General features: G+C 70.6%; 19 protein-coding genes. 7 read left to right on the forward strand and 12 right to left on the reverse strand.

Translation table 11 applies throughout. The features are described from left to right. The first annotated feature begins 196 nt into the window (after positions 1-196). Positions 197-1,399, forward strand: coding sequence for an amino acid deaminase/aldolase (locus tag ACWFR3_RS38995; protein WP_453739433.1), 1,203 nt, complete (start codon positions 197-199; stop codon positions 1,397-1,399). 24 nt (positions 1,400-1,423) lie between these two features. On the opposite strand, the gene ACWFR3_RS39000 is transcribed toward ACWFR3_RS38995, so the two are convergent. The 6 genes from ACWFR3_RS39000 to ACWFR3_RS39025 form a co-directional block, all read right to left on the reverse strand. Next, positions 1,424-2,404, reverse strand: coding sequence for a DUF2510 domain-containing protein (locus ACWFR3_RS39000; protein WP_453739434.1), 981 nt, complete (start codon positions 2,402-2,404; stop codon positions 1,424-1,426). 64 nt (positions 2,405-2,468) lie between these two features. Beyond that, positions 2,469-3,764 (reverse strand): haloacid dehalogenase-like hydrolase, encoded by a 1,296-nt coding sequence (locus ACWFR3_RS39005; protein ID WP_453739435.1) that lies wholly within the window; start codon positions 3,762-3,764, stop codon positions 2,469-2,471. 34 nt (positions 3,765-3,798) lie between these two features. Beyond that, positions 3,799-5,091, reverse strand: coding sequence for a haloacid dehalogenase-like hydrolase (locus ACWFR3_RS39010; protein WP_453739436.1), 1,293 nt, complete (start codon positions 5,089-5,091; stop codon positions 3,799-3,801). Between the two features lie 78 nt (positions 5,092-5,169). Then, entirely contained in the window at positions 5,170-5,985 is an 816-nt protein-coding gene (locus ACWFR3_RS39015) for a 3-oxoacyl-ACP reductase (protein WP_453739437.1), read from the reverse strand. A gap of 5 nt (positions 5,986-5,990) precedes the next feature. Further along, on the reverse strand, positions 5,991-7,352 hold the full coding sequence (locus ACWFR3_RS39020) for an aldehyde dehydrogenase family protein (protein ID WP_453739438.1): 1,362 nt from the start codon (positions 7,350-7,352) through the stop codon (positions 5,991-5,993). A 7-nt stretch (positions 7,353-7,359) separates the two neighbouring features. Continuing rightward, positions 7,360-8,724 carry a glutamine synthetase family protein gene (locus ACWFR3_RS39025; protein ID WP_453739439.1) on the reverse strand — a complete coding sequence of 455 codons (1,365 nt, stop codon included), beginning with the start codon at positions 8,722-8,724 and terminating at the stop codon, positions 7,360-7,362. A 77-nt stretch (positions 8,725-8,801) separates the two neighbouring features. On the opposite strand from ACWFR3_RS39025, the gene ACWFR3_RS39030 reads away from it, so the two are divergent. From ACWFR3_RS39030 to ACWFR3_RS39040, 3 genes are all read left to right on the forward strand, one after another. Next, positions 8,802-9,548, forward strand: coding sequence for a FadR/GntR family transcriptional regulator (locus ACWFR3_RS39030; RefSeq protein ID WP_453739440.1), 747 nt, complete (start codon positions 8,802-8,804; stop codon positions 9,546-9,548). 139 nt (positions 9,549-9,687) lie between these two features. Continuing rightward, positions 9,688-11,142, forward strand: a complete 1,455-nt coding sequence (eat, locus tag ACWFR3_RS39035; protein ID WP_453739441.1) for an ethanolamine permease — start codon at positions 9,688-9,690, stop codon at positions 11,140-11,142. Positions 11,143-11,198: 56 nt separating this feature from the next. Beyond that, positions 11,199-11,894 (forward strand): gamma-glutamyl-gamma-aminobutyrate hydrolase family protein, encoded by a 696-nt coding sequence (locus ACWFR3_RS39040; protein WP_453739442.1) that lies wholly within the window; start codon positions 11,199-11,201, stop codon positions 11,892-11,894. A gap of 505 nt (positions 11,895-12,399) precedes the next feature. Here the strand turns inward: ACWFR3_RS39040 and ACWFR3_RS39045 are convergent. Further along, entirely contained in the window at positions 12,400-13,368 is a 969-nt protein-coding gene (locus tag ACWFR3_RS39045; RefSeq protein ID WP_453739443.1) for a LysR family transcriptional regulator, read from the reverse strand. A gap of 70 nt (positions 13,369-13,438) precedes the next feature. Between ACWFR3_RS39045 and ACWFR3_RS39050 the strand changes: the two genes are divergently transcribed. Next, positions 13,439-14,584 (forward strand): TDT family transporter, encoded by a 1,146-nt coding sequence (locus tag ACWFR3_RS39050; protein WP_453739444.1) that lies wholly within the window; start codon positions 13,439-13,441, stop codon positions 14,582-14,584. Here the strand turns inward: ACWFR3_RS39050 and ACWFR3_RS39055 are convergent. The 5 genes from ACWFR3_RS39055 to ACWFR3_RS39075 all read right to left on the reverse strand — a co-directional run bounded on the left by ACWFR3_RS39055 (position 14,553) and on the right by ACWFR3_RS39075 (position 20,927). Continuing rightward, positions 14,553-15,299: a helical backbone metal receptor gene (locus ACWFR3_RS39055; protein WP_453739445.1), complete on the reverse strand. Its 747-nt coding sequence runs from the start codon at positions 15,297-15,299 to the stop codon at positions 14,553-14,555. The two genes, ACWFR3_RS39050 and ACWFR3_RS39055, sit on opposite strands and share 32 nt — an antisense overlap. A gap of 11 nt (positions 15,300-15,310) precedes the next feature. Beyond that, on the reverse strand, positions 15,311-15,892 hold the full coding sequence (locus ACWFR3_RS39060) for a helix-turn-helix domain-containing protein (protein ID WP_453739446.1): 582 nt from the start codon (positions 15,890-15,892) through the stop codon (positions 15,311-15,313). A gap of 105 nt (positions 15,893-15,997) precedes the next feature. After that, entirely contained in the window at positions 15,998-16,981 is a 984-nt protein-coding gene (locus tag ACWFR3_RS39065) for a hypothetical protein (RefSeq protein ID WP_453739447.1), read from the reverse strand. A 183-nt stretch (positions 16,982-17,164) separates the two neighbouring features. Continuing rightward, the gene (locus ACWFR3_RS39070) at positions 17,165-19,777 is read right to left on the reverse strand and encodes an ABC transporter permease/substrate binding protein (RefSeq protein WP_453739448.1); all 2,613 of its coding nucleotides are present in this window, start codon (positions 19,775-19,777) and stop codon (positions 17,165-17,167) included. Further along, complete coding sequence (locus ACWFR3_RS39075; protein WP_453739449.1) at positions 19,770-20,927, reverse strand: quaternary amine ABC transporter ATP-binding protein; 1,158 nt, start codon at positions 20,925-20,927, stop codon at positions 19,770-19,772. Before ACWFR3_RS39075 ends, ACWFR3_RS39070 begins: the two co-directional genes overlap by 8 nt. A 282-nt stretch (positions 20,928-21,209) precedes the next feature. On the opposite strand from ACWFR3_RS39075, the gene ACWFR3_RS39080 reads away from it, so the two are divergent. Continuing rightward, positions 21,210-22,115, forward strand: coding sequence for a 5'-3' exonuclease (locus ACWFR3_RS39080; protein WP_453739452.1), 906 nt, complete (start codon positions 21,210-21,212; stop codon positions 22,113-22,115). Between the two features lie 52 nt (positions 22,116-22,167). After that, complete coding sequence (locus ACWFR3_RS39085; protein ID WP_453739450.1) at positions 22,168-23,010, forward strand: siderophore-interacting protein; 843 nt, start codon at positions 22,168-22,170, stop codon at positions 23,008-23,010. The last annotated feature ends 83 nt before the right edge of the window (positions 23,011-23,093 follow it).

A 23,093-nucleotide genomic window follows, 5' to 3' on the forward strand; every position in this document is an offset into this window, starting at 1 on the left:
GGGGAGGGGGAGTCGTGGGGCGTGGCGGGACGGGAGCCTGTCGCGCTTCCGTGCTCATGCACCCCCCGTTTCCTCGCTCTTCTGCGCGTAACTCTAAAGGCAGATTCCGGTCCCGCGGGAACAAGGTCGCGGCCTCGGGCGATCTGCCCGGATCATCCCCCTACCCTCGGGTAATCCCGTCTGGCAGGCTTCGCCCATGACCTCCCGTGCCGCAGACCGGGCCCGCTACGACCGGGCCACCGCACACCTCGACGCCCCCGTCGCGATCGTCGATCTGGAGGCATTCGACGCCAATGCCGACGACCTCGTGCGGCGGGCCGGAGGCAAGCCGATCCGGGTCGCGAGCAAGTCCGTGCGCTGCCGGGCGCTGCTCGAACGCGTCCTGGCCCGCGACGGCTTCGCCGGGATCATGTCCTTCACGCTCGCCGAGTCCCTGTGGCTCGCGCGCTCCGGGTTCGAGGATGTCCTGCTCGCCTATCCCTCGGCGGACCGCGCCGCCTTCGCCGAGCTGACCGCCGACCCGAAGCTCGCGTCATCGGTGACCGTCATGATCGACGACCCGGCGCAGCTTCGGCTCATCGACGAGGCCAGGGACGGCGGGCGCGAGGAGGTGCGGGTGTGCCTGGAGTTGGACACCGCCCTCAAGGTTCTCGGAGGGCGGGTGCGGATCGGGGCGCTGCGTTCCCCCCTGCACTCCCCCGCCCAAGTCGCCGCACTCGCCCGCGCCGTGGCCCGGCGGCCGGGGTTCCGGCTCGTGGGCGTGATGGCGTACGAAGGTCATGTGGCGGGAGTCGGTGACGCGGTCGCAGGGCGTCCCGCGCGCTCGCGGGCGATCCGGCTGATGCAGGCCGCCGCCCGCAAGGAGCTTGCCGCGCGCAGGGCCGAGACCATTCGCGCGGTACGGGCGGTCGCGCCGGACCTGGAGTTCGTCAACGGCGGCGGCACGGGCAGCGTGCAGCACACGGCGGCCGAGCGGGCGGTGACCGAGATCGCCGCCGGGTCGGGCCTGTACGTACCGCGCCTCTTCGACAACTACACGTCCTTCAGCGGACGTCCGGCCGCGCTGTTCGCCCAGCCCGTCGTGCGCCGCCCCGGCGTCGGCACGGTGACCGTGCTCGGCGGCGGCTACCCCGCGTCGGGTGCCGCGGGCCCCGACCGCTCCCCGGTGCCGTACCTCCCGGAGGGGCTGCGCTACGACCCGCAGGAAGGCGCGGGCGAGGTGCAGACCCCGCTGCTCGGCTCGCCCGCCGACGATCTGCTGATCGGCGACAAGGTGTGGTTCCGGCACGCGAAGGCGGGTGAGCTGTGCGAGCGGTTCGACGCGCTCCACCTCGTCGAGGGCGACCGCGTGACGGCGACCGTGCCGACGTACAGAGGAGAGGGTCACACCTTCCTCTGAGGTGCCGTCAGGGCGCCAGGAGATTCAGGGCGTCGCGCCCACGCTGTTGCCCACGCCGCCGCCCGTGTCGCTGTCCCCGACGGCGCGGATCCCCTCGGTGATCTTCTCCATGTCGGAGAGCGGCGGTGCCCCGTCGGCGGCGTCGATGGCGAAGCGGATGATGACCGGCGCCTCGGACCCGACGCTGGAGGGGAAGGCGAGGGACTGGACGTATCCGCCCTCGCCCTTCTCCGTGTGGACGCGCCAGCGCACCAAGTAGCCGGAGCGGCCCGCGACCGCCACGGTTCCCTGTTTGACCGTCTCGTGGCGTTTGATGCCGCCGAAGGGCTGCTGGCCGACCCGGTCCTCCTCGTACGCCCGGTCCGCCGCGTCCTTGATGTCGCTCTTGGCGAGGGCCTCGGCCGATCGTTCGTCGGTCGCCGTCGATGTGCGCGAGTAGACCGTGCCGTGGCGGCAGAGGCTGCCCTCGCCGGGACAGTCGTAGATGTCGGGGGTGCGGACGGTCGGATCGCCGCCGACCGTGCTGTCGGCCTTCTCCCAGCCCTCGGGGACGGGGATGGTGATGCCGTTGAGCTGGTCGACGAGGGTGGAGGGGTCGGGGTCGGGCGCCGATGTGGTGGGCGTCGGCGAGGTCGGCGACGGAGAGTCCTCCGGCTCCGAAGTGGTCGGCGCGATCGGACCGCTCTGCGGATCCCCGTCGTCCTTGCCCAGGAGCACCACGCCCGTGACGATCGACGCGACCAGGACGACCCCGGCGGTGGTCAGCGCCACCGCCTTGGCCCGCCCGCCGCTTTTGGAAGCCCCCGGCAGCGGCTGCACCCGGGTCTGCGCTAAGGGCTGCGCCAGGGGCTGGGCCTGCGGCGGGCCGAACCCCGGCTGCGCCTGCCCCGTCTGCGGGGGTTCGGGCGCACGCCGGTGCTCGGTCCACGCGGATCCGTCCCACCAGCGCTCCACGTGCGGCGCCGACGGGTCCGCGTACCAGCCGGGAGGAGGCGTCATGCTCATCCCGGCACTCTAGGACGTGCCGTGAAGATCAGGACAGTCGGAACGGTCGGAACGGTCGGAACGGTCAGAACACAGCGTCCGCCTGATCAGGCACCACCGAACCGTCCTCGCGCAGGATCGGTCCCTTGCTGCCGTCAGGTTCGTTGTTCGCCGACGTCGAGCACGGGTAGAGGTCCGGCTTCTGCTTCAGGGGCTCGATGAACATGGGGTTCACGACCCAGCGGCCGTCCGCGTCGTCGTACGCACGGCACATGATCTCGTTCTTGTTGCGGTTCAGGACGAGGTGCGCGCCCGTCGCGTCGCCGACGAACGTCACGTCCGTGTCGGCGTCACCGCCGCCCAGGGCGATGCGGTGGGAGGGGTCCTGCTTGTCCCAGGCCGACTTGCCCTTGACGCCGTAGATCTCCTGGTTGATCCAGCAGCGCTTGCCGTCGATGTACGGGATGGCCTCGCCCTTGTTGACCGGTACATCGCCGCAGCCCTGGTTCCAGGTGGTGATCCGGCCCTTGCGGTCGAGGACCGAGCGGATGGCGATGGTGTGCTTGCGGTCGATGCCGACGCCCTTGGACCACACCTCCGTCACCGGCTCCGAGCCCGCCGAGACGATGTAGACGTCGAACCCGGCCTTCTTGAGCGTGCGGATGAGGTCGCGCTGCTGCTCGTAGTAGCGGGCGTAGCCGGGGATCTCGTGCGTGCCGACCTTCTGGGTGGCGCCGACGGGGGCCGCGAGGACCTGCTTGCGGGCCTTGGCCGCGTACGACTCCAGTTCGGGCACGGTGTGTCCGGCGAAGAGCTGGGGCACCCAGGCGTACTGCGGGACGGTGTGCCGGTGGTCCCACTCCCCCGCGAAGGCGGCGGCGCCGCTCATCGTCTTGCCGTCCTCGCGCACCTCGAAGATCTCGTCGGCGCAGGCCGTGTTCTTCGAGGTCGGCAGCGGCTTGCCGACCGGCACCTTCGTGCCGCAGGCCTTGGTGAGCGCCTTGTCGGCGGCGTCCGTCATCCACTTGCTGGTCGACTTCCAGCTCGCGGGGCGCAGGATCTTGTCGTGGTGCAGGGACCAGGCGATCGTCGCGTCGGTGATGTCGTTCTTGACGACGGTGTTGTCCCAGTCGAAGGCGGCGACGGGACGCTTCTCGTCGTGCCCCCGGTGGGAGCCGCAGCGTCCGCGCTCGTCGATCATCTGCTGGAGCCTGTCCCGGTTGTCGCCGTACCAGGTCAGCTTCTTGGACAGCTGCGGGCAATGGGCCTTCGCAGCGGTGGATTTCGCGGGCGTGGCGGCGGCCGCGGGGAGCGACGCCGGCGCGGCCACCAGGGTGGCGGCCGTGGCCAGCGTCAACGCCAAGGCATGTCTGTTACGCATGCGCATGGACCGTACATCAATCCCGTCGGCCCGGTCAGGGTCCGTGCACCGTGTCCTTCTGGTCGGGGATGACGGACCCGTCGGCGCGGCGCACCGGGCCCTCCTTGCCGTCCCGTTCGGTGTAGCCGGTGGTGGCGCACGGGTAGGGCTTCGCGAGCTTGCCCTTGGGCTCGATGAACATGGGGTTCACCAGCCAGCGCCGGTCGCCGTTGTCGTAGGCGCGGCACATCAGCTCGTTCTTGTTGCGGTTCAGGACCAGGCGCAGGGCCGTGGCGTCGCGCAGGAAGGAGATGTCGGTGTCGGAGTCGCCCGCCGCGAACACCTGGCGCTCGGACGCCGGTTGCACCTTCTCGGCCGCCGCGCCCCGGACTCCGTAGATCTCCTGGTTGATCCAGCAGCGCTTGCCGTCGATGTACGTGATCATCGAGTCGTCGCCGTCCTTGACCGTGCCGCAGCCCGACAGATGTGCCGTCAGCTTCCCGCGGGCGGTGGTGTTGCGGATGCCGATGGTGTGCCGGGCGTCGACACCGGCGCTCTTCGCCCACACCTCGGCGACCGGCTCGGGCGACGCGGAGACCACGTAGACGTCGAATCCGGCCTTCTTGAGCGTACGGATCAGGTCGCGCTGCTGGTCGTAGTAGCGCACCCAGCCGGTGAACTTGCCGGTGCCGACCTGCTGTTCGGTGCCGACGGGCGCGGCGAGGTTCTCCCTGCGGGCCGCGCCGGCGAAGTCCTTGACCTGGCGGGCGGTCCAGCCGCGGGTGAGCTGGGCGAGCCAGGCGTACTGGGGCTCCATGCGGCGGCGGTCGAAGCCGGCGAAGGCCGTGTCGCCGCCGGTGGTGGTGCCCTCGCTGTAGACGGCGGCGATCTCGTCGGCGCAGTCCGTGTCGCGGCGGGTGGGCAGGGTGGTGCCGGTGGCGGGGCAGGCCTTGGCGAGGGCCTTGGCCGCGGGGTCGGTGAGGTAGCGGCTGGTGGTGTGCCAGTCGCCGTGCTGCGGCGTACGTATCTTGCTGTTGCGCAGGAGCCAGAACATGGTGGCGTCGCCGACGTCGTTCTTGATGACGGTGTTGTCCCAGTCGAAGACGGCGACGGGCTCGGCCTTGCCCTTGTGTCCGCCGTCGCCGCAGCGCCCGTATGTGTCGATCATTTTCTGGAGTGCGGCCTTGTTGTCGCCGTACCAGCCCTTGGTGACGGTGAGCGAGGGGCAGTCCTTCGCGCGGGACCGCGCGGGCTGGGTGGCTTCCGCGGTGGCCTGGACGGTGACGAGACCGGCTCCGGCGACGGCGAACACTGCTGCTGCCGCGACGGCGCGGCGCTTGAAGTTCACGAACACACTCCCCTGTCTACGCAGGTCAGCCGGGCGTCGTGCGACGCCCGGCTGACGGGGTGGTTGCCGGAGGATGAACTACATGGGCGTGACGTACGCGCCCGAGATGCCGCCGTCGACGAGGAAGTCGGTGGCGTTCACGAAGGAGGAGTCGTCGCTGGCGAGGAACGCCACGGCGGCGGCGAGCTCGTCGGCCTCGGCGAAGCGGCCCACGGGGATGTGGACGAGGCGGCGGGCGGCACGCTCCGGGTCCTTGGCGAAGAGCTCCTGGAGGAGCGGGGTGTTGACCGGCCCCGGGCAGAGCGCGTTCACCCGGATGCCTTCGCGGGCGAACTGGACGCCCAGCTCGCGGGACATCGCGAGGACGCCGCCCTTGGACGCGGTGTACGAGATCTGCGAGGTCGCGGCGCCCATGCGGGCCACGAACGACGCGGTGTTGATGATCGAGCCCTTGCCCTGGCGCCGCATGTAGGGGATGGCGGCCTTGCAGCACAGGTAGACGGAGGTGAGGTTGACCTCCTGGACGCGCTTCCAGGCCTCAAGGCCCGTGTCCAGGATGGAGTCGTCGTCGGGCGGCGAGATGCCCGCGTTGTTGAAGGCGATGTCGACCGAGCCGTAGGTGTCGTACGCCGTCTTGAAGAGCGCGTCGACCTGGTCGGCGTCGGTGACGTCGACCTTGACGAAGATCCCGCCCACCTCGTCGGCGGCGGCCTTGCCCGCGCTCTCGTCGATGTCGCCGCAGACGACGTGTGCGCCCTCGGAGGCGAGGCGGCGCGCGGTGGCGAGGCCGATGCCGCTGCCCGCCCCGGTGATGACGGCGGTGCGGCCGACGAGGCGGCGGCAGCCGGGGGTCTGGGGGGCACCCCCAGGAGATGTTGCATTCTGGTCCGGCATAGGGCTCAGGCCTCCGTGCTTTCCGTGCTGATGAAGACGTTCTTGGTTTCCGTGAAGGCGGCGAGCGCGTCCGGGCCGAGCTCACGGCCGAGCCCGGACTGCTTGTAACCCCCGAACGGGGTCCAATAGCGCACGCTGGAGTGCGAGTTGACGGAGAGGTTCCCCGCCTGGACGGCCCCGGAGACCCGCAGTGCCCTGCCGACGTCCCGCGTCCAGATCGACCCGGACAGTCCGTACTCGGTGGCGTTGGCGAGGCGGATGGCGTCTGCCTCGTCGTCGAAGGGGAGGACGACGGCGACGGGCCCGAAGACCTCCTCCGTCGCCACCGGCGACGCGGCGTCGGCGTCCGTGAGCAGCGTCGGCGGGAACCAGAAGCCGGGGCCTTCGGGCGCCGTGCCGTGGATTCCGGCGCCCGAGGGCACGTACGAGCGCACGCGATCCAGCTGGGCCCTGGAGATCAGCGGGCCCATCTCGGTCTTCTCGTCGGACGGGTCGCCGACGACGACCGACTCGATCGCGGGCCGCACGAGCTCCAGGAAGCGGTCGTAGACCGAGCGCTGGACGAGGATGCGGGTACGGGCGCAGCAATCCTGGCCGGAGTTGTCGAGGTACGCCATGGGGGCGGCGAGGGCGGCGGCCTCCACGTCGGCGTCTGCGAAGACGATGTTCGGGTTCTTGCCGCCGAGTTCGAGCGTCAGGCGCTTCACGCGGTCGGCGCACTTGGCCATGATCTGCTTGCCCACGCGCGTGGAGCCGGTGAACACGATCTTGGCTACGCCGGGGTGCTCGACCAGGGCGTTGCCCGCGACGTCGCCCGCGCCGGGCAGTACCTGGAAGAGACCGTCCGGCAGGCCCGCCTCCAGGGCGAGTTCGGCAAGACGCAGTGCGGTCAGCGGGGTCGTCTCGGCGGGCTTCAGGATGACCGCGTTGCCTGCCGCTAGGGCCGGGGCGGTGCCCCAGGCGGCGATGGGCATCGGGAAGTTCCAGGGTGCGATGACGCCGACGACCCCGAGGGGTTCGAGGATCGTGACGTTCAGGCCGCCTGGCACGGGGATCTGCCGGCCGCTGAGGCGCTCCACTCCCCCGGCCGCGAAGTCGAGGAGGTCGCGGACGTTGCCGGCCTCCCAGCGCGCGTTGCCGATGAGGTGACCGGCTTCGCGGACCTCCAACTGGGCGAGTTCTTCGATGTGTTCGTCCACCGCTGACGCGAAGCGGCGCAGCAGCCGAGCCCGGTCTGCGGGGGCCGCGGCGGCCCACTTCGCCTGCGCTTGTGCCGCGCGTACGACAGCGGCGTCGACGTCCTGCGCGGAGGCGGCGGGGACGGTCGCGACCAATTCCTCCGTCGCCGGATTCAGTACCTTGAGCAAGGGTGCCTCACATGCGTTCGAAGGAGCGGCGGAGCTCCCAGTCGGTCACCGCGGAGTCGAAGGCGTCCAGCTCGACCCGGGCCATGTTGCTGTAGTGCGCGACCACCTCGTCGCCGAAGGCGGCCTTGGCGATGGCGCTGTTCTCCCAGAGCTCGGCGGCCTCGCGCAGGGTGGTGGGGACGTGTGCGTAGTCACCGGTGTAGGCGTTGCCCGTGCACTCCTCGGGCAGTTCGAGCTTCTGCTCTATGCCGTGCAGACCGGCGGCCACGAGTCCGGCGACCGCGAGGTGCGGGTTCACGTCGCCGCCCGGAAGCCGGTTCTCGAAGCGCATCGAGCGGCCGTGGCCGACGACGCGCAGGGCGCAGGTGCGGTTGTCGTAGCCCCAGGCGGCGGCGGTCGGCGCGAACGAGCCGGGCCGGAACCGCTTGTACGAGTTGATGTTGGGCGCGTAGAGGAGCGAGAACTCCCTCAGCGCCGCGAGCTGCCCGGCAAGGAAGTGCCGCATGACGGCGGACATGCCGCCGGGCCCGTCACCGGCCATGGCGTTGGTGCCGTCCGCGTCCGCCAGCGAGAGGTGGATGTGACAGGAGTTGCCCTCGGCCTCGTTGTACTTGGCCATGAAGGTGAGCGAGACACCCTCCTGGGAGGCGATCTCCTTGGCGCCGGTCTTGTAGATGGCGTGCTGGTCGCAGGTGACCAGGGCGTCGTCGTACCGGAAGACGATCTCGTGCTGGCCCGGATTGCACTCGCCCTTGGCCGACTCGACGACGAGCCCGGCGGCCGCCATCTCGTTGCGGATGCGGCGCAGGAGGGGCTCGATGCGTCCCGTGCCGAGCACGGAGTAGTCGATGTTGTACTGGTTCGCCGGGGTCAGGGCCTTGTAGCCCGCGTCCCAGGCCTGCTCGTAGGTGTCCTTGAAGACGATGAACTCGAGCTCCGTGCCCACGTTGGCGGTGTAGCCCAGCTCGGCGAGCCGGTCGAGCTGGCGGCGCAGGATCTGGCGGGGCGCGGCCACGACGGGCGAGGAGTCGTTCCATGCGAGGTCGGCGATGAGCATCGCGGTGCCGTCGTTCCAGGGGACGCGGCGCAGGGTGCTCAGGTCGGGGTGCATGGCGAAGTCGCCGTAGCCGCGGTCCCAGGAGGACATCGCGTAGCCCTCGACGGTATTCATCTCCGCGTCGACGGCCAGGAGGTAGTTGCAGCCCTCCGTGCCGTGCTCCAGGACGTCGTCGAGGAAGAAGCGGGCGGCGAACCGCTTGCCCTGGAGCCGCCCTTGCATATCGGGGAAGGCCAGGACGACAGTGTCGATCTCGCCGCTCGTGACGAGAGCGCGCAGCTCCTCGATCCCGAGCGGGGGTGTGCGGTCTGCCACGGGAAAGTCCTCCTTGGGTCAGCCGAGAGCCATAAGGTATTGCCGAGAACCATTGATTGGGAAGGGGGTACGGCCAGATGTCGCACATGGACGCCGACGCGGCGGCTTCTCCCGGCGACGACCGGCTCACGCCGGTCCTGCGTCCCGTACGGGCGGGCAACGGCTTCGAGGAGGCCCTTGAGCAGATCCTCCAGGTCGTACGCCTCGGCCTGGTGCCCGGCGGCGAACGCCTGCCGTCGGAGCGGGAGTTGGCCGACCGCCTGGGCATCAGCCGGGTGACGCTGCGCGAGGTCCTGAAGGTGCTCCAGGACCAGGGCCTGGTCGAGTCGCGGCGGGGCAGGTACGGCGGCACGTTCGTGCGCCCACGCCCCGAGGCGGCCGGCGAGGACGAGTTGCGGCGGCGCGTGGCGGACGTCGACGTCGAGGACGCGCTGCGGTTCCGCGAGGTCCTGGAGGTGGGCGCGGCCGGGCTCTGCGCGGCGCACGGCCTGACCGGGGAGCAGCGGGACCGGCTGCGCACGGCGCTCGCCCGCACCCACGAGGCACCCCTCTCCGAGTACCGCCGCCTGGACACCCTGCTGCACCTGACCCTGGCCGAGCTGTGCGGCTCGCCCTCGCTCACCGCGCAGTACGCGGCGGTGCGCGCGAGCGTCAACGACCTCCTGGACTGCATTCCGCTTCTGGTACGCAACCTGGAGCATTCGCAGCGCCAGCACACCGCCCTCGTCGAGGCGGTGCTCGACGGCGACGCGGATGGGGCGCGGGAGATGATGCGCGAGCACTGCGCGGGTACGGCTGCCTTGTTGCGGGGGTTCCTGACATAAGTTGCAGGGGTTCCTGACATAAGGGGCGGGACGCGGAAGGTATTTACGGCGGCGTTACGCAGGGGTCTTGCTTTCTCGTACCCGGCACGACAAAGGTATGGATCCGTTCCATTGAGTCGCCGTCCCCAGGAGTCGCGCCATGACCGTGGAGTCCCCCAAGACGAGTACGAGCTCGGCCGCCGAACCGGCGGACGACTACCTGGAACGGAGAACGCTGCGCCGCGGCAGCGCGGGCTGGCTGCTGCTCACCGGGCTCGGCGTCGCCTACGTCGTCTCCGGCGACTACTCGGGCTGGAACTTCGGCCTCGCCGAGGGCGGGTTCGGCGGCCTCGGGATCGCCATGGCGCTCATGGGCGTGATGTACGCGTGCATGGTGTTCTCGCTGGCGGAACTGTCGTCGGTGCTGCCCACCGCGGGCGGCGGCTACGGCTTCGCGCGCCGGGCGCTCGGCCCGTGGGGCGGCTTCCTCACCGGCACGGCGATCCTCATCGAGTACATTCTGGCGCCCGCCGCGATCTCCATCTTCATCGGTGACTACGTCGAGTCGCTCGGCCTCTTCGGCCTAACCTCGGGCTGGCCGGTGTATCTCGCATGCTTCGTGATCTTCATCGGGATCCACCTGTGGGGCGTGGGCGAGGCGCTGCGCTTCAGCTTCGTCGTCACGGGCATCGCGGTGGCGGCGCTGCTCGTCTTCGCGGTGGGCGCGTTCATGGACTTCGACGCGTCGAAGCTGAACGACATCGCGGTGGACACGGACGCCTTCGGCTCCAACTCCTGGCTGCCGATGGGCCTGTTGGGCATCTGGGCGGCGTTCCCGTTCGGCATGTGGTTCTTCCTCGGGGTCGAGGGTGTCCCGCTCGCCGCCGAGGAGACGAAGGACCCCGCCCGCACACTGCCGCGCGCGATCCGCTGGTCGATGGCCATCCTCATCGTCCTCGCGCTGCTCACGTTCTTCGCGTCGGCCGGGGCGCGCGGCGCGGACGCGATCCAGGGCGCGGGCAACCCGCTGGTGGAGGCGTTGCAGCCGGGCGGTGAGGCGACGGCGCTGAGCCGCATCGTCAACTACGCGGGCCTGGCCGGCCTGGTGGCGTCGTTCTTCTCCCTCATCTACGCGGGCTCGCGCCAGCTGTTCGCCCTGTCGCGGGCGGGCTACCTGCCGCGCTTCCTGTCCCTCACGAGCAGCCGCAAAGCTCCGTACCTGGGCCTCCTGGTCCCCGGGGCGATCGGCTTCGGCCTGGCGGCGGCGACCGGGGACGGCGCACGGATGCTGAACGTCGCGGTGTTCGGGGCGACGATCTCGTACGCGTTGATGTCGCTGTCGCACATCGTGCTGCGCCGCAGGGAGCCGGGCCTGGAGCGCCCCTACCGCACGCCGGGCGGCATGCTGACCTCGTCCGTGGCGCTTGTCCTGGCCTGCGCGGCACTGGTGGCCACCTTCCTGGTGGACGTGACGGCGGCGTTGATCGCGCTCGCGGTATACGTGGTGGCGGTCGCGTACTTCGGCATCTACAGCCGCAAGCATCTGGTGGCGCAGGCACCGGAGGAGGAGTTCGCGGCGCTGGCCGCCGCGGAGGCGGAACTGGAACGCGACTGAGCATGTCGCGACTGAACACCATGTCGCGGCTGAACACGAGGGAGAGGGAGACGAGGGTGAGCGAGACCACCGGCCGACCGCTGATCGGCGTCAGCACGTACCTGGAGGCGAAGACGAGCTGGGGCGTGTGGGAGCTGCCGGCGGCGCTGCTCCCCCTCGGCTACCCGCGCCTCGTGCAGGCGGCGGGCGGTCTGGCCGCGATGCTTCCGCCGGACGATCCTTCGTACGCGGCTGAGGTCGTCGCCAGGCTGGACGGCGTGGTCATCGCGGGCGGGCCCGATGTCGAGCCGGTCCGTTACGGCGCGGAGCGCGAGGAGCGTACGGGCCCTCCGGCGCGGGAGCGGGACGCGTGGGAACTGGCGCTGATCGAGGCGGCACTGGCGTCCGGGACGCCGCTGCTCGGCATCTGCCGGGGCATGCAGCTCCTGAACGTGGCGCTCGGCGGGACGCTGGTGCAGCACATGGAGGGGCATGCGCAGACGGTGGGCGTGTTCGGGACGCACGAGGTGAAGCCGGTGCCGGGCACGCTGTACGAGTCCATCGCCCCGACCGCGTCGGCCGTCCCCGCCTACCACCACCAGGCGGTGGACCGCCTCGGCCGTGGCCTCGTCGTGTCGGCGCACGCGGAGGACGGCACCCCGGAGGCGCTGGAACTCCCCTCCGGGGGCTGGGTCCTGGGCGTTCAGTGGCATCCGGAGATGGGGGAGGATCTCCGGGTCATGTCGGCGCTGGTACGCGCGGCGAGGCGGTAGGCCTCCGGCCCGGGGCTGGGGGCTACGTGTACCGCGGGTGGGGCTCCGCCCTCCGGCCGGGGGTATGCGTCTCCGCGCAGGCCCCCGCACCGCCGAGCATCCCCTCCGGCAGAACCTCTCCCACCCACCCGCCCGTTACCCCGCAGGGGCGATTCACCACCGGCGGGATAGCCGAAGCCCTGCCGACTCGGCACCGCCACGCCGGCCCCCCGGAGGGACCTCTCCCCGCCCACCCGCCCGATTGCCCCGGATCGGGAATCCACCTCCGGCGGGAAGCGTCGCAGGGGTAACGGGTGGGCGGGTGGGAAACCCCGCCGAAGGCGGAAAACCCACGTCGCGCCGACAGGCGAAATCAGACGGGCGGGAAAGCAGTTCGCCGTAGGCGAGGCAGACGCCCCTCACCCCGGGGCGCGCACAGCCCCGCGCGCGGCTGGGGGCACCTCCCGGCCGGAGGCTGGGGGCACCTCCCGGCCGGAGGCTGGGGGAGGGAGTTTGACGACAGGCCCTAGAGAGACCCCGCCCGAGTAAGCGACAGCAGGTCCCGCGCAGGCCCGGTAGGCCGATGGCCCGTCGGCCACACCGCCCGGAGGGCACGGCGCAGCTGAACCCCCTCCAGAGGGATGCCCACCAGACGCCGCGCGGACAACTCCTCCCCCACCGCAAGCTCACTCAGCACCGCGGGCCCCGCCCCGCTCACGGCGGACGCCTTCACCGCCGTGGTGGACGACAGCTCGATCAGCGGACGGGCGAGGCCGCCCAGAGCCGCGTCAAGGACCTGCCGCGTCCCCGAACCCTCCTCCCGGAGAATCAGCGGAGTGGCCGCCAGCTCCCCCGCCCCCAGTGGCTTCCGCCGCCGCGCCCAGGCATGCCCCGGCGCCGTCACGACGATCAGCCTGTCGTGCGCGATGACGGCCGCGTCGAGCCCGCTCGGCACCGCAAGACCTTCCACGAAGCCGAGGTCCGCATCCCCCGCGAGCAGCCGCTCCGCGACCGCGGTGGAGTTGCCCGCCGTAAGCGACACCGCCGTGTCCGGCCGCTGCGACCGCAGCGCGATCAGCCAGCCCGGCAGCAGATACTCGGCGATCGTCATGCTCGCCGCGACCCTGAGCCGCGAGTCCCGCCGGTCCCGCAACGCCTGCGCGCCCGCGTCGAACGCCTCCGCCGCTTCCACGATCCGCCGCGCCCAGTCCGTGACGAGCGCCCCCGCGTCGGTGAGCTGCGAACCGCGCGGCGAACGGTCGACGAGGGCGACCCCGAGCTGCCGCTCCATGGACCGGACGCGGCTGCTCGCGGCGGGCTGGGTGATGCCGAGTTCCTTCGCGGCCCGCCCCAGACTCCCGAGCCGCGCCACGGCGAGCAGCAGCTCAAGCGCCCCGAGGTCCGGCACCCGGTGCGCGAGCGGCACCCCCGACGGCGTACCGGACGCATCAGACACACCGGCGGAACCGGAAGAACCAGAAGAAGACGCGCTCATAAGCGCAGGTTATGCCCTCATACGAAGATGACTCCTGGTGGGGGCCCCGCCCGGTGGAGACGGTGGACCCATGGTCACCGTCGCCCACCCGCAGGCACCCCCGCACACCGCCGCACCCACCGCCGCACCCTCCACCCGCCTCAGCCTCACCCTCGCCACCCGCCACATGGGCCCGAACTGGTACGCCACCGTCATGGGCACGGCGATCATCGCGAGCGCGGGCGCGACCCTGCCGGTCCGCATACCGGGCCTGCGGACCGCCTGCACCGCGGTCTGGGCGCTCTCCCTGCTCATGCTGGCCGCGCTCGTCACCGCCCGGACCCTGCACTGGATCCACCACCGCGACCAGGCCCGCGCCCATCTCCTCGACCCGGCCGTCGCCCCCTTCTACGGCTGCCTGTCCATGGCCCTGCTCGCGGTCGGCGGCGGCGCGCTCCTGGTGGGCGAGGACTGGATCGGCACGAGCGCGGCGGTCGCGCTCGACACCGTTCTCTTCACCGCCGGCACGGTCATCGGCCTCGCGGCGGCCGTCGCGATCCCCTACCTGATGGTGGTGAGGCACCGCGCGGAGCCCGGCCAGGCATCTCCGGTCTGGCTGCTTCCCGTGGTGGCGCCCATGGTGTCCGCCGCCCTCGGCCCGCTCCTGGTCCCCCACCTCCCCGCGGGCCAGGCCCAGCAGACCCTGCTCTTCGCCTGCTTCGCGATGTTCGGCCTGAGCCTGCTCGCCACCCTGGTGATGCTGCCGATGATCTTCGCCCGCCTGCTGACCGGCGGCCCCTTCCCGCTCGCGCTCACACCGACGCTGTTCTTGGTGCTCGGCCCGCTCGGCCAGTCGACGACCGCCGTGAACAAGTTCGCGGACACCGCCGCGACAGGCGTGGTCCCCGCCCCGTACGACCAGGGCTTCGCCGTCTTCGCCGTCCTCTACGGCGTCCCGGTGATGGGCTTCGCGCTGCTGTGGCTGGCGCTCGCGGCCGCGATGGTGCTGCGGGCCCGGCGCAGGGGCATGGGCTTCGCTATGACCTGGTGGGCGTTCACGTTCCCCGTCGGCACCTGCGTCACGGGCGCCGAGGGCCTGGGCAAACACACCGGCCTCGCGGTCTACGACTGGCTGGCGATCGCCCTGTACGCCTTCCTGGTGACGGCCTGGGCGGTGGCGCTCACCCACACCCTGCGCGGCACACTCAACGGCAAGCTGCTCGCAGCGCCGCGCTGAGTACGGCCGGGGCCTCGGCGAGGGACGGGCCGTACCACGTGAGGTGGCGGCCGCTGACGAGTGCCGAGGGGGCGGTGAACTCCTCGGGGCCGTCGTCGGCGGTGAAGCGGTAGGGCTCGTCGGGGAGCACCGTCAAGTCCGCACCCGTGGCCCGCAGTTCCCCGACCGGGATGCGCGGGTAGCGCTCCGGGTGTGTCTCGTAGACGTTGTCGACGCCGAGGCGGCGCAGCAGGTCCCCGGCGAACGTGTCGCGGCCCAGGACCATCCAGGGGCGCCGCCAGATCGGGATCACGGCCTTCAACCGGACGTCCGGCGAGGGGAGTTGCTCCCACGCGTGCTCGGCCTCGTCCAGCCAGCCGGGCCGCCCCGCACCGCAGGCGGCGAGCACCCGGGCCAGCTCGCGGAAGGCGCCCGGCAGATCGCGTACCTCCGTCACGAGCACCTCGACCCCCGCCGCCCGCAGCGCGGCGAGGTCGGGCTCGCGGTTCTCCTCCTCGTTGGCGATCACCAGGTCCGGGGCGAGGCCGATGATCCGGCCCACGTCGGGGTTCTTCGTGCCCCCGACGCGGACGACGCCGAGGTCGTCGAGATCGTCCGGATGGCTGCACCATTCCGTGGCGCCCACCAGCGCTCCCGGCGCGCTGACGGCCACCGCCTCGGTCAGCGAGGGCACCAGCGAGACGACCCGCACTCCCGCCGCCCGCAACCCCGCCATCGCAGAATCACTCAGCGCCGCGAGTCGTCCACGGCGTCGACGTGATCGCCGACGGCCACCACGAGCACCTGGCTGTCCGGCACGGTCGCCCGCCACCGGTGCCGCACCCCGCCCGTCAGATACAGACTGTCGCCGCGCCCGAGGCGGTACGCCCTGCCCTCCGCCTCGACCTCGACGGCGCCGCCCACCACGTACATCAACTCGTCGTTGCGGTGCTGGAACTCGCGTCCCTCGTCGTGGTCGCCGGTGAACTCGATGGCGTGCAGCTGGTGGTGACCCCGCACCAGATTGCGTACGCGGGCGTCAGGGGAGGCCTGGGAGGGATTTTCGGCGTCGCCCTGCTCGGCGCGCATCAGATCGACCGTGCACGCGGGATCCGCCGCGGCGAGCAGTTCGACGTCGGTCGTCAGGAGAGCGTCGGCGACACGCTGCAGGGAACGGCTGCTGGGCCGCGCCCGCTCGTTCTCCACCTGGCTCAGAAAGGGCACCGAGAGACCACTGCGCTCGGCCACCACGGCGAGTGTGAGCTCCAGCTGCCGGCGGCGGCGCCGCACGGCCGAGCCCACCCGGAGGGTTTCCTTCTGCTCGTCCATCGCCTCGGCTCCCTTCTGCGCGTCGGTCCACTCTCAACCCTGATGGGTTTTCTGCACCCTACGCATGTTCGCCAAACGGTTTCGCCCCGTTGCGCGGACCGCCGTCTACAGGTTCCGCCAGTAGACAAGCTGCCCGGCCTCGCCCGGAGCCGCTCCCTGCCCCGGTATGAACACGCTGACCAGCAAGGAAGGCCTGCCGCGTGGGTCGGTGACGAGGGTCGCCGACGGATTGGCGAAGGCGCGGCTCCCGCCGTGCGTCGAGATGTCGATCCGGTCGGCCCGGCCGCTCGCCGGGTCGTACGCGTACGTCCGCCAGCTCCCGAAGTCACCCCGCCACCGCTGTCCCTCCACGAACAGCATCCGCTGTCCGTCCAGCTCGACGGGCGCGCGGTCCCCGAGATTCCCGCTGTTGCCCCACGCCTGCAGCGCCCGGTCGAGCCGCCGGTCCGGCTCCGCGTGCCAGTCGCGGAACCCGGTGAGCGTGGCGCGCAGCTGGCGGTCGGTGTCGCAGTCGGCGCGGTAGTGCCCGGTCAGCTCGATGATGTCGCCGCGTACGGCGGAGATACTCGGCGTGCCCTCGGCGCACCGCGAGAGCGTGCGCGGCGCGTCGAAGGCATGCGCCGCGCGCCCGTCGAGCAGCCCCGCCTCATCGGCGTACGCGCGTACGGCGATGTGGTTCTTCGGGTCCTTCTCGTACGCGAGGACGTATCCGCCGCGCCCGTCGGCGGCGAGCGAGGCCTGATGGGTGCCGGGCCCGAAGTCGTGGCGCCGGTCCCAGTGCCGCAGATCGGCGGAGGTGGCGACGGCGGCATGGAAGCGGCCGTCGTCCAGAAGCGTGTGGTAGACGGCCAGATACGTGCCGTCGGGGTTCTGCGTGATCTGCGCGGCGTCCATGGTGCGCCCGGTGTCGTCCCGCGCGTCGTAACGGTGGCCGTCGGCGGCGCGCACGTCGCCCGCGAGCCCGGCCAGCCGCGCGGTGCCCGCGGAGGCCGGAGCGGGGCTCGCGTCGGCCAGGTGCGCCAGGAACAGGGCGGCGGCGAGGGCCAGGGCCACGACGGCGAGGAGGCGGGGCGTGGCAGGGACGGTCACGGAGGGGCACTTACGTTCGAGCGACGGGGAGGCTGCCCAGCCTAGGGAGCGCAGGTGCCCCGGGGAACGCCACGAGGGGTGGGCTTCGCCACAAGGACGAGGCCCACCCCTCGGGGTGATGCGGCAATTCAGCGCATGCCGCGCGAGAGCCGGGACTGCGGAGCTATGACTGCGGAGTCATCGCTATGACTGCGGAGTCATCTTCTGCTCGAAGCCCGGGTTCTTCTTCAGCCATGCGTCGACGGCCTTGGGCTCATTGCCCTTGCCCGCCTTGTTGATCTCGTTCTCCAGGCTGGCCAGTTCCGGCTCGCTCATCTTGAAGTTCTTGAGCCACTTCGTGAGCTGCGGGTACTGCTTGGGGAAGTCCTTGCTGGAGATCGTGCGGATCGTGTCGCCCTTGCCGAAGCCCAGCTTGGGGTCCTTCAGCTTGGTGAGCTTGTACTCGTTGTACGCCCAGTGCGGCGACCAGAGCAGGACCGCGACCGGCTCCTTCTTGGCGTACGCCGACTTCAGCTCGGAGAGCATCGCGGGCGTCGAACCGGAGACGATCTTGTACTCCTTGTCCAGGCCGTAGCCCGGCAGGACCTTGTTCTTCAGGGCCGTCATCACGCCCGTGCCGGGCTCGATACCGATGATCTTGCCCTTGAACTTGTCGCCCTTGCCCTTGAGGTCCTCGAGCGACTTCACGCCCTTGACGTAGGACGGGACGGCGATCTCCAGTGACGTCGGGCTGTACCAGGAGCCCAGGTCCTTGAGGTTCGCCTTGTTCTTGTCCCAGTACTGCTTCTGGGCCGTGGGCAGCCACGCGTCGAGATCCAGGTCCAGGTCGCCCTGCGAGAGAGCGGTGTAGACCGGGCCGACGTCGGACGGCGTCAGCTTCATCTTGTAGCCGCGCTTCTCCAGGACACGCTTCCAGAGATTGGTGACGGCGATGTTCTCGTCCCACGCGAAGTACGCGGCGTTCAGCGGACGCTTCGCCTCGGCCGGGGTGGTGTTCTTCGGCAGCGGGGCCAGCTTGTCGACGACGCCCGGGTTCTTCTTCAGCCAGGCACGGACGGCTTCCTGCTGCTTGCCCTTGCCCGCCTTGTTGATCTCCGCCTCAAGATCCGTGAGCTGCTTCTCGCTCATCTTGAAGTCCTTGAGCCACTTGGCGACCTGCGGGTTCTCCTTGGAGAAGCCCTTGCGCGCAAGGGAGTGCACGCCGTCGCCCTTGCCCCAGGCGCCCTTCGGGTCATCGAGCTTCTTCAGGTCGAAGTCGCTGTAGGCCCAGTGCGGCGACCAGAGCGTGGTGACGATCGGTTCCTTCTTGGCGTACGCGCGCTTGAGCTCGGCCAGCATCGCCGGCGTGGAGCCGTCGACGACCTTGTACTCCTTGTCGAGGCCGTACTCCTTGAGGACCTTGTCCTTGAGCAGGCCCATCATGCCGGCGCTCGGCTCGATGCCGACGATCTTGCCCTTGAACTTGCCGCTCTTGCCCTTGAGGTCCTCGAGCGACTTCACGCCCTTGACGTACGAGGGCACGGAGAGCTCGAGCGAGGTCGGGCCGAACCACGAGCCCATGTCCTCGAGGTCCTTGCCGTACTTCTTCCAGTACGAGGCGTGCGTCGTCGGCAGCCAGGAGTCGGTCTGGAAGTCGATGCTGCCCTGCGCGAGCGAGGTGTACAGCGGGCCGGCCTCGAGCTGCTTGGTCTGCGGCTTGAAGCCGCGCTGCTCCAGGATCTCCTTCCAGAGGAAGGTGGAGGCCACGCCCTCGTCCCAGGGGATGTAGCCGATGTTGATCGGCTTGCCCTGGCCGACGTTCTTCGCGTCCGCGGCCACGTCCTCGGACTTCGAACCGCCGAAGGCGCCCATGCCGCCCGCGACGAGCGCGAGAACGACGACACCGACGACCGCGACAGCGGCCTGCGGGCGGTAGTTCCAGATGTTCAGACCGTTGGCGGCACGCAGCTTCGCGACCGCGCGACGGCCGAGCGGGGAGACCTGGGTGCCGAGCGAGCTGGTCATCCGGTCCAGGTAGATGGCCAGGATGACGATCGCGACACCGGCCTCGGAGCCGAGGCCCACGTTCAGCTGGCCGATGGCCTCGTTGACGTCGGCGCCCAGGCCCTCCGTGCCGACCATGCCCGCGATGGCGGCCATGGACAGGCCCAGCATGATGACCTGGTTGACACCGGCCATGATCGTGGGAAGCGCGAGGGGCAGCTGGACGCGCAGCAGGATGTTGCGCGGGGTGGTGCCGAACGCGTCCGCGGCCTCGACCAGTTCCTTGTCGACCTGGCGGATGCCCAGCTCCGTCATACGGACGCCGGGGGCCAGGGCGAAGATCAGGGTGGCGACGATGCCCGCGGGGGCGCCCATCCCGAAGAAGAGGATGGCGGGGATGAGGTAGATCATCGCCGGCAGCGTCTGCATGAAGTCGAGCACCGGGCGGACGATGCCGCTGACCGTGCTCGACCGCGCCGCCCAGATGCCCACGGGCACCGAGATGATCAGCGCGATGATCGTCGAGACGAGCACCAGGGACAGCGTCATCATCGCGTGGTCCCACAGTTCCAGCGAGACGATGAACGCGAAGCCCGCGAAGGTCAGCACACCGGCGACCACACCGCGCAGCCAGAACGCGATGACCGCGAAGATGCCCGCGAGGAGCAGCGGCTCGGGCGCCTGGAGCAGGTCGGATATGCCGTCGTACGCGCCCTGGAAGACGGTCTGGAAGAAGTCGAACAACCAGGCCATGTGGCTGAGCAGCCAGTCGACGCCGTCGTTGACCCACTCGCCGAAGGGAATCCTAGGCACCGCTGACCACCTTGCCCGCGGCCTTGCCGCCGTTCTCCTGCGCCTTGTCCGTCGGGACGGCGTCCTTCGGCTCGTCCTCGGAGGACATCGGCTCGCCGAGCACGGCGAGCAGCCGCGCCCGCGGCACGACGCCGATGAGCTTGCCCTCGTCGTCGGTCACGGCGACGGCCACACCACTGGTGGAGCACGGCGTGAACAGCTCGATGATCGGCGTCTCGGCCCTGACCGTGGCGGGGGCCGCCGACAGCACGTCCTGTGCGGTCTTCAGCTCCTTGCCCTCGGCCGTCTTGGTGCCGAACGCGGTCTCGGGCTCGGCCATGATCGCGCCGGCCGTGAGGACGCGGGAGCGGTCGACGTCCTGCGTGAACGCGGCGACGTAGTCGTTGGCCGGGGTGACGAGGATGTCCTCGGCGTTGCCTATCTGGACTATCTCGCCGTCGCGCATGACGGCGATCTGGTCGCCCAGGCGCATGGCCTCGTTCAGGTCGTGGGTGATGAAGACGATGGTCTTCTTCAGCCGCTTCTGGAGCTCCAGGAGCTGGTCCTGCATGTCACGGCGGATCAGCGGGTCGAGCGCGCTGAACGACTCGTCCATCAGGAGCAGGTCCGCGTCGGTGGCGAGCGCACGGGCCAGGCCCACGCGCTGCTGCATACCGCCGGAGAGCTCGTCGGGCCAGGACTTCTCCCAGCCCTTGAGCCCGGCGAGTTCGAGGGCCACCGTGGCGCGCTCCTCGCGCTCGGCGCGCGGCACACCCTGCACCTCGAGGCCGTAACCGGCGTTTTCGAGGACGCTGCGGTGGGGGAAGAGCGCGAAGTGCTGGAAGACCATGCTGATCTTCTTGGAGCGCACCTCGCGCAGCTCACGGGCGCTCAGACCGGTCAGGTCCTGACCGTCGAACAGCACCTGTCCGGCCGTCGGCTCCGACAGACCGTTGAGCATGCGCAGCAACGTTGACTTGCCGGATCCGGAGAGACCCATGACGACGAAGATCTGGCCCGGCTCGACCGTGAAGGAGGCGTCGATCACCGCGGCAGTGGTGCCTTCGGCGCGCAGCTCCTCTCGGTCTGTTCCGTGGCGGAGTTTCTCCACCGCGTCAGCGGGTCGTCTGCCGAATACCTTGTACAGGTGTTCGGCTTGCAGCCTGGACACATACACCTCTCGGGTTGAACCAAGACGGCCCGCCTCCCCCGCCGGCGGGCCGTGGAGCGACGCGGGTTCTGCCCGCTACTTGCCCGGTGAAATAGTTGAAATCTCGACCGGAGGCGCTCCGGCTCGGCGCCTGCCCCGACTTACACAGAACAAACGCAAGAGTGGTCCAGTTCACATTTCATTCACTTCTGTCGACTACCGGCCGCCGCCGGTGCGGACCGCCGGTGCGCTGTCAGTGCCGTGCGGCATGATGCGAAGGTGACTCAGCAAACGCGACGGCTCATGCTGCTCGACACGGCGTCCCTGTACTACCGGGCCTATTTCGGGGTCCCCGATTCGGTGAAGGCCCCGGACGGCACGCCGGTCAACGCGGTGCGCGGGCTGCTCGACTTCATCGCCCGGCTCGTCCAGGACCACCGCCCGGACGACCTGGTCGCCTGCATGGACGCGGACTGGCGCCCGCACTGGCGGGTGGAGCTGATCCCGTCGTACAAGGCGCATCGCGTCGCCGAGGAGGTCGAGCAGGGCCCGGACGCCGAGGAGACCCCGGACACCCTCGCGCCCCAGGTCCCGATCATCGAGGACGTCCTGGACGCACTGGGCATCGCCCGCGTGGGCGTGCCGTCGTACGAGGCGGACGACGTGATCGGCACGTACGCAGGGCGCGCCACCGGCCCCGTCGACATCGTCACCGGCGACCGCGACCTCTATCAGCTGGTAGACGACGAGCGCGGCATCCGCGTCCTCTACCCACTCAAGGGCGTCGGCTCCCTCCAGCTCACCGACGAGGCCTGGCTCCGCGAGAAGTACGGCGTGGACGGCTCCGGCTATGTCGACCTGGCCCTGCTGCGCGGCGACCCGAGCGACGGCCTGCCCGGCGTGCCCGGCATCGGCGAGAAGACAGCGGCCAAGCTGCTCGACGCGTACGGAGATCTGGCCGGAATCATGGCCGCCGTGGACGACCCGAAGAGCAAGCTGACGCCCTCCCAGCGCAAGCGGCTCGACGAGTCCCGCGCGTATGTGGCCGTCGCGCCGACGGTGGTCCGCGTGGCGGGCGACGTACCGCTGCCCGACGTGGACCTCGCGCTCCCGGGCGAGCCCCGCGATCCCGCGGCCCTGGACGAGCTCGCCGCGCGCTGGAACCTCGGTGGAGCCCTGAAGCGACTGCTCACGACTCTTCAGGGATGAGGTGTTAGCTTAGGTAAGCCTAAGCAACATTTGATCAGGGGAGGACGCCGCCATGGCAGAACGTCCGGCACGCAAGGCACCGAAGGCCCACGTCGCACAGGTGGTGCGCACCGAGCGCCTCACCCCGCACATGCAGCGCGTGACCCTGGGCGGCGAGGGTCTCGCCGAGTTCACGGCGGGCGACTCCACCGACCACTACGTGAAACTGCTCTTCGGTGCCGAGGGCGTGACCTACCCGGAGCCCTTCGACATCCAGCGCATCCGCGAGGAGTTCCCCCGCGAGCAGTGGCCCGTCACGCGTACGTACACGGTGCGCTCCTGGGACCCGCGGTCCCGCGAGCTCGCCATCGACTTCGTCGTCCACGGCGACGAGGGCCTGGCGGGCCCCTGGGCCAAGAACGTCCGGCCGGGCGCCACGATCCACTTCCTCGGCCCGGGCGGCGGGTACGCACCCGACGCCGCGGCCGACTGGCATCTGATCGCCGGTGACGAGAGCGCGCTGCCCGCGATCGCCGCGTCCCTCGAAGCGCTGCCCGAGGGCGCGCAGGCGTACGCCTTCGTGGAGGTCGCCGACGCGGACGAGGAGCAGAAGATCGACTCGGCCGCGCAGATCGTGTGGCTGCACCGCGGGCAGCGCCCCGTCGGCGAGGCACTCGTCGAGGCCGTACGCTCCCTCGACTTCCCCGCGGGCGACGTCCAGGCGTTCGTGCACGGCGAGGCCGGCTTCGTGAAGGAACTGCGCCGCTACCTCCGCATGGAGCGCCAGGTACCCCGCGAGCGCCTCTCGATCTCCGGCTACTGGCGCCTTGGCCACAACGAGGACGGCTGGCAGGCGTCCAAGCGCGACTGGAACGCGCAGGTGGAGGCGGAGCAGGAGTCGGTGCCCTCGGCTTGAGCGGACGCCGGTCCGGTAAGTCGTCGTCTGCCGCTGCGCGGGGGCTGATCGCGCCGTTCCCCGCGCCCCTGACGGGGCTTGCC

The sequence above is a fragment of the Streptomyces sp. NPDC055189 genome (assembly GCF_053606765.1).

Excerpts from the sequence above, each read along its gene's own strand:
- ACWFR3_RS39050 (WP_453739444.1), top strand. The coding sequence starts at position 13,439 with ATGGTCACCGTCGCCCACCCGCAGGCACCCCCGCACACCGCCGCACCC.
- ACWFR3_RS39060 (WP_453739446.1), bottom strand. The coding sequence starts at position 15,892 with ATGGACGAGCAGAAGGAAACCCTCCGGGTGGGCTCGGCCGTGCGGCGC.
- ACWFR3_RS39045 (WP_453739443.1), bottom strand. The coding sequence starts at position 13,368 with ATGAGCGCGTCTTCTTCTGGTTCTTCCGGTTCCGCCGGTGTGTCTGAT.
- ACWFR3_RS39055 (WP_453739445.1), bottom strand. The coding sequence starts at position 15,299 with ATGGCGGGGTTGCGGGCGGCGGGAGTGCGGGTCGTCTCGCTGGTGCCC.
- ACWFR3_RS39005 (WP_453739435.1), bottom strand. The coding sequence starts at position 3,764 with ATGCGTAACAGACATGCCTTGGCGTTGACGCTGGCCACGGCCGCCACC.
- ACWFR3_RS39085 (WP_453739450.1), top strand. The coding sequence starts at position 22,168 with ATGGCAGAACGTCCGGCACGCAAGGCACCGAAGGCCCACGTCGCACAG.
- eat (WP_453739441.1), top strand. The coding sequence starts at position 9,688 with ATGACCGTGGAGTCCCCCAAGACGAGTACGAGCTCGGCCGCCGAACCG.
- ACWFR3_RS39030 (WP_453739440.1), top strand. The coding sequence starts at position 8,802 with ATGTCGCACATGGACGCCGACGCGGCGGCTTCTCCCGGCGACGACCGG.
- ACWFR3_RS39000 (WP_453739434.1), bottom strand. The coding sequence starts at position 2,404 with ATGAGCATGACGCCTCCTCCCGGCTGGTACGCGGACCCGTCGGCGCCG.
- ACWFR3_RS39015 (WP_453739437.1), bottom strand. The coding sequence starts at position 5,985 with ATGCCGGACCAGAATGCAACATCTCCTGGGGGTGCCCCCCAGACCCCC.
- ACWFR3_RS39080 (WP_453739452.1), top strand. The coding sequence starts at position 21,210 with ATGCTGCTCGACACGGCGTCCCTGTACTACCGGGCCTATTTCGGGGTC.
- ACWFR3_RS38995 (WP_453739433.1), top strand. The coding sequence starts at position 197 with ATGACCTCCCGTGCCGCAGACCGGGCCCGCTACGACCGGGCCACCGCA.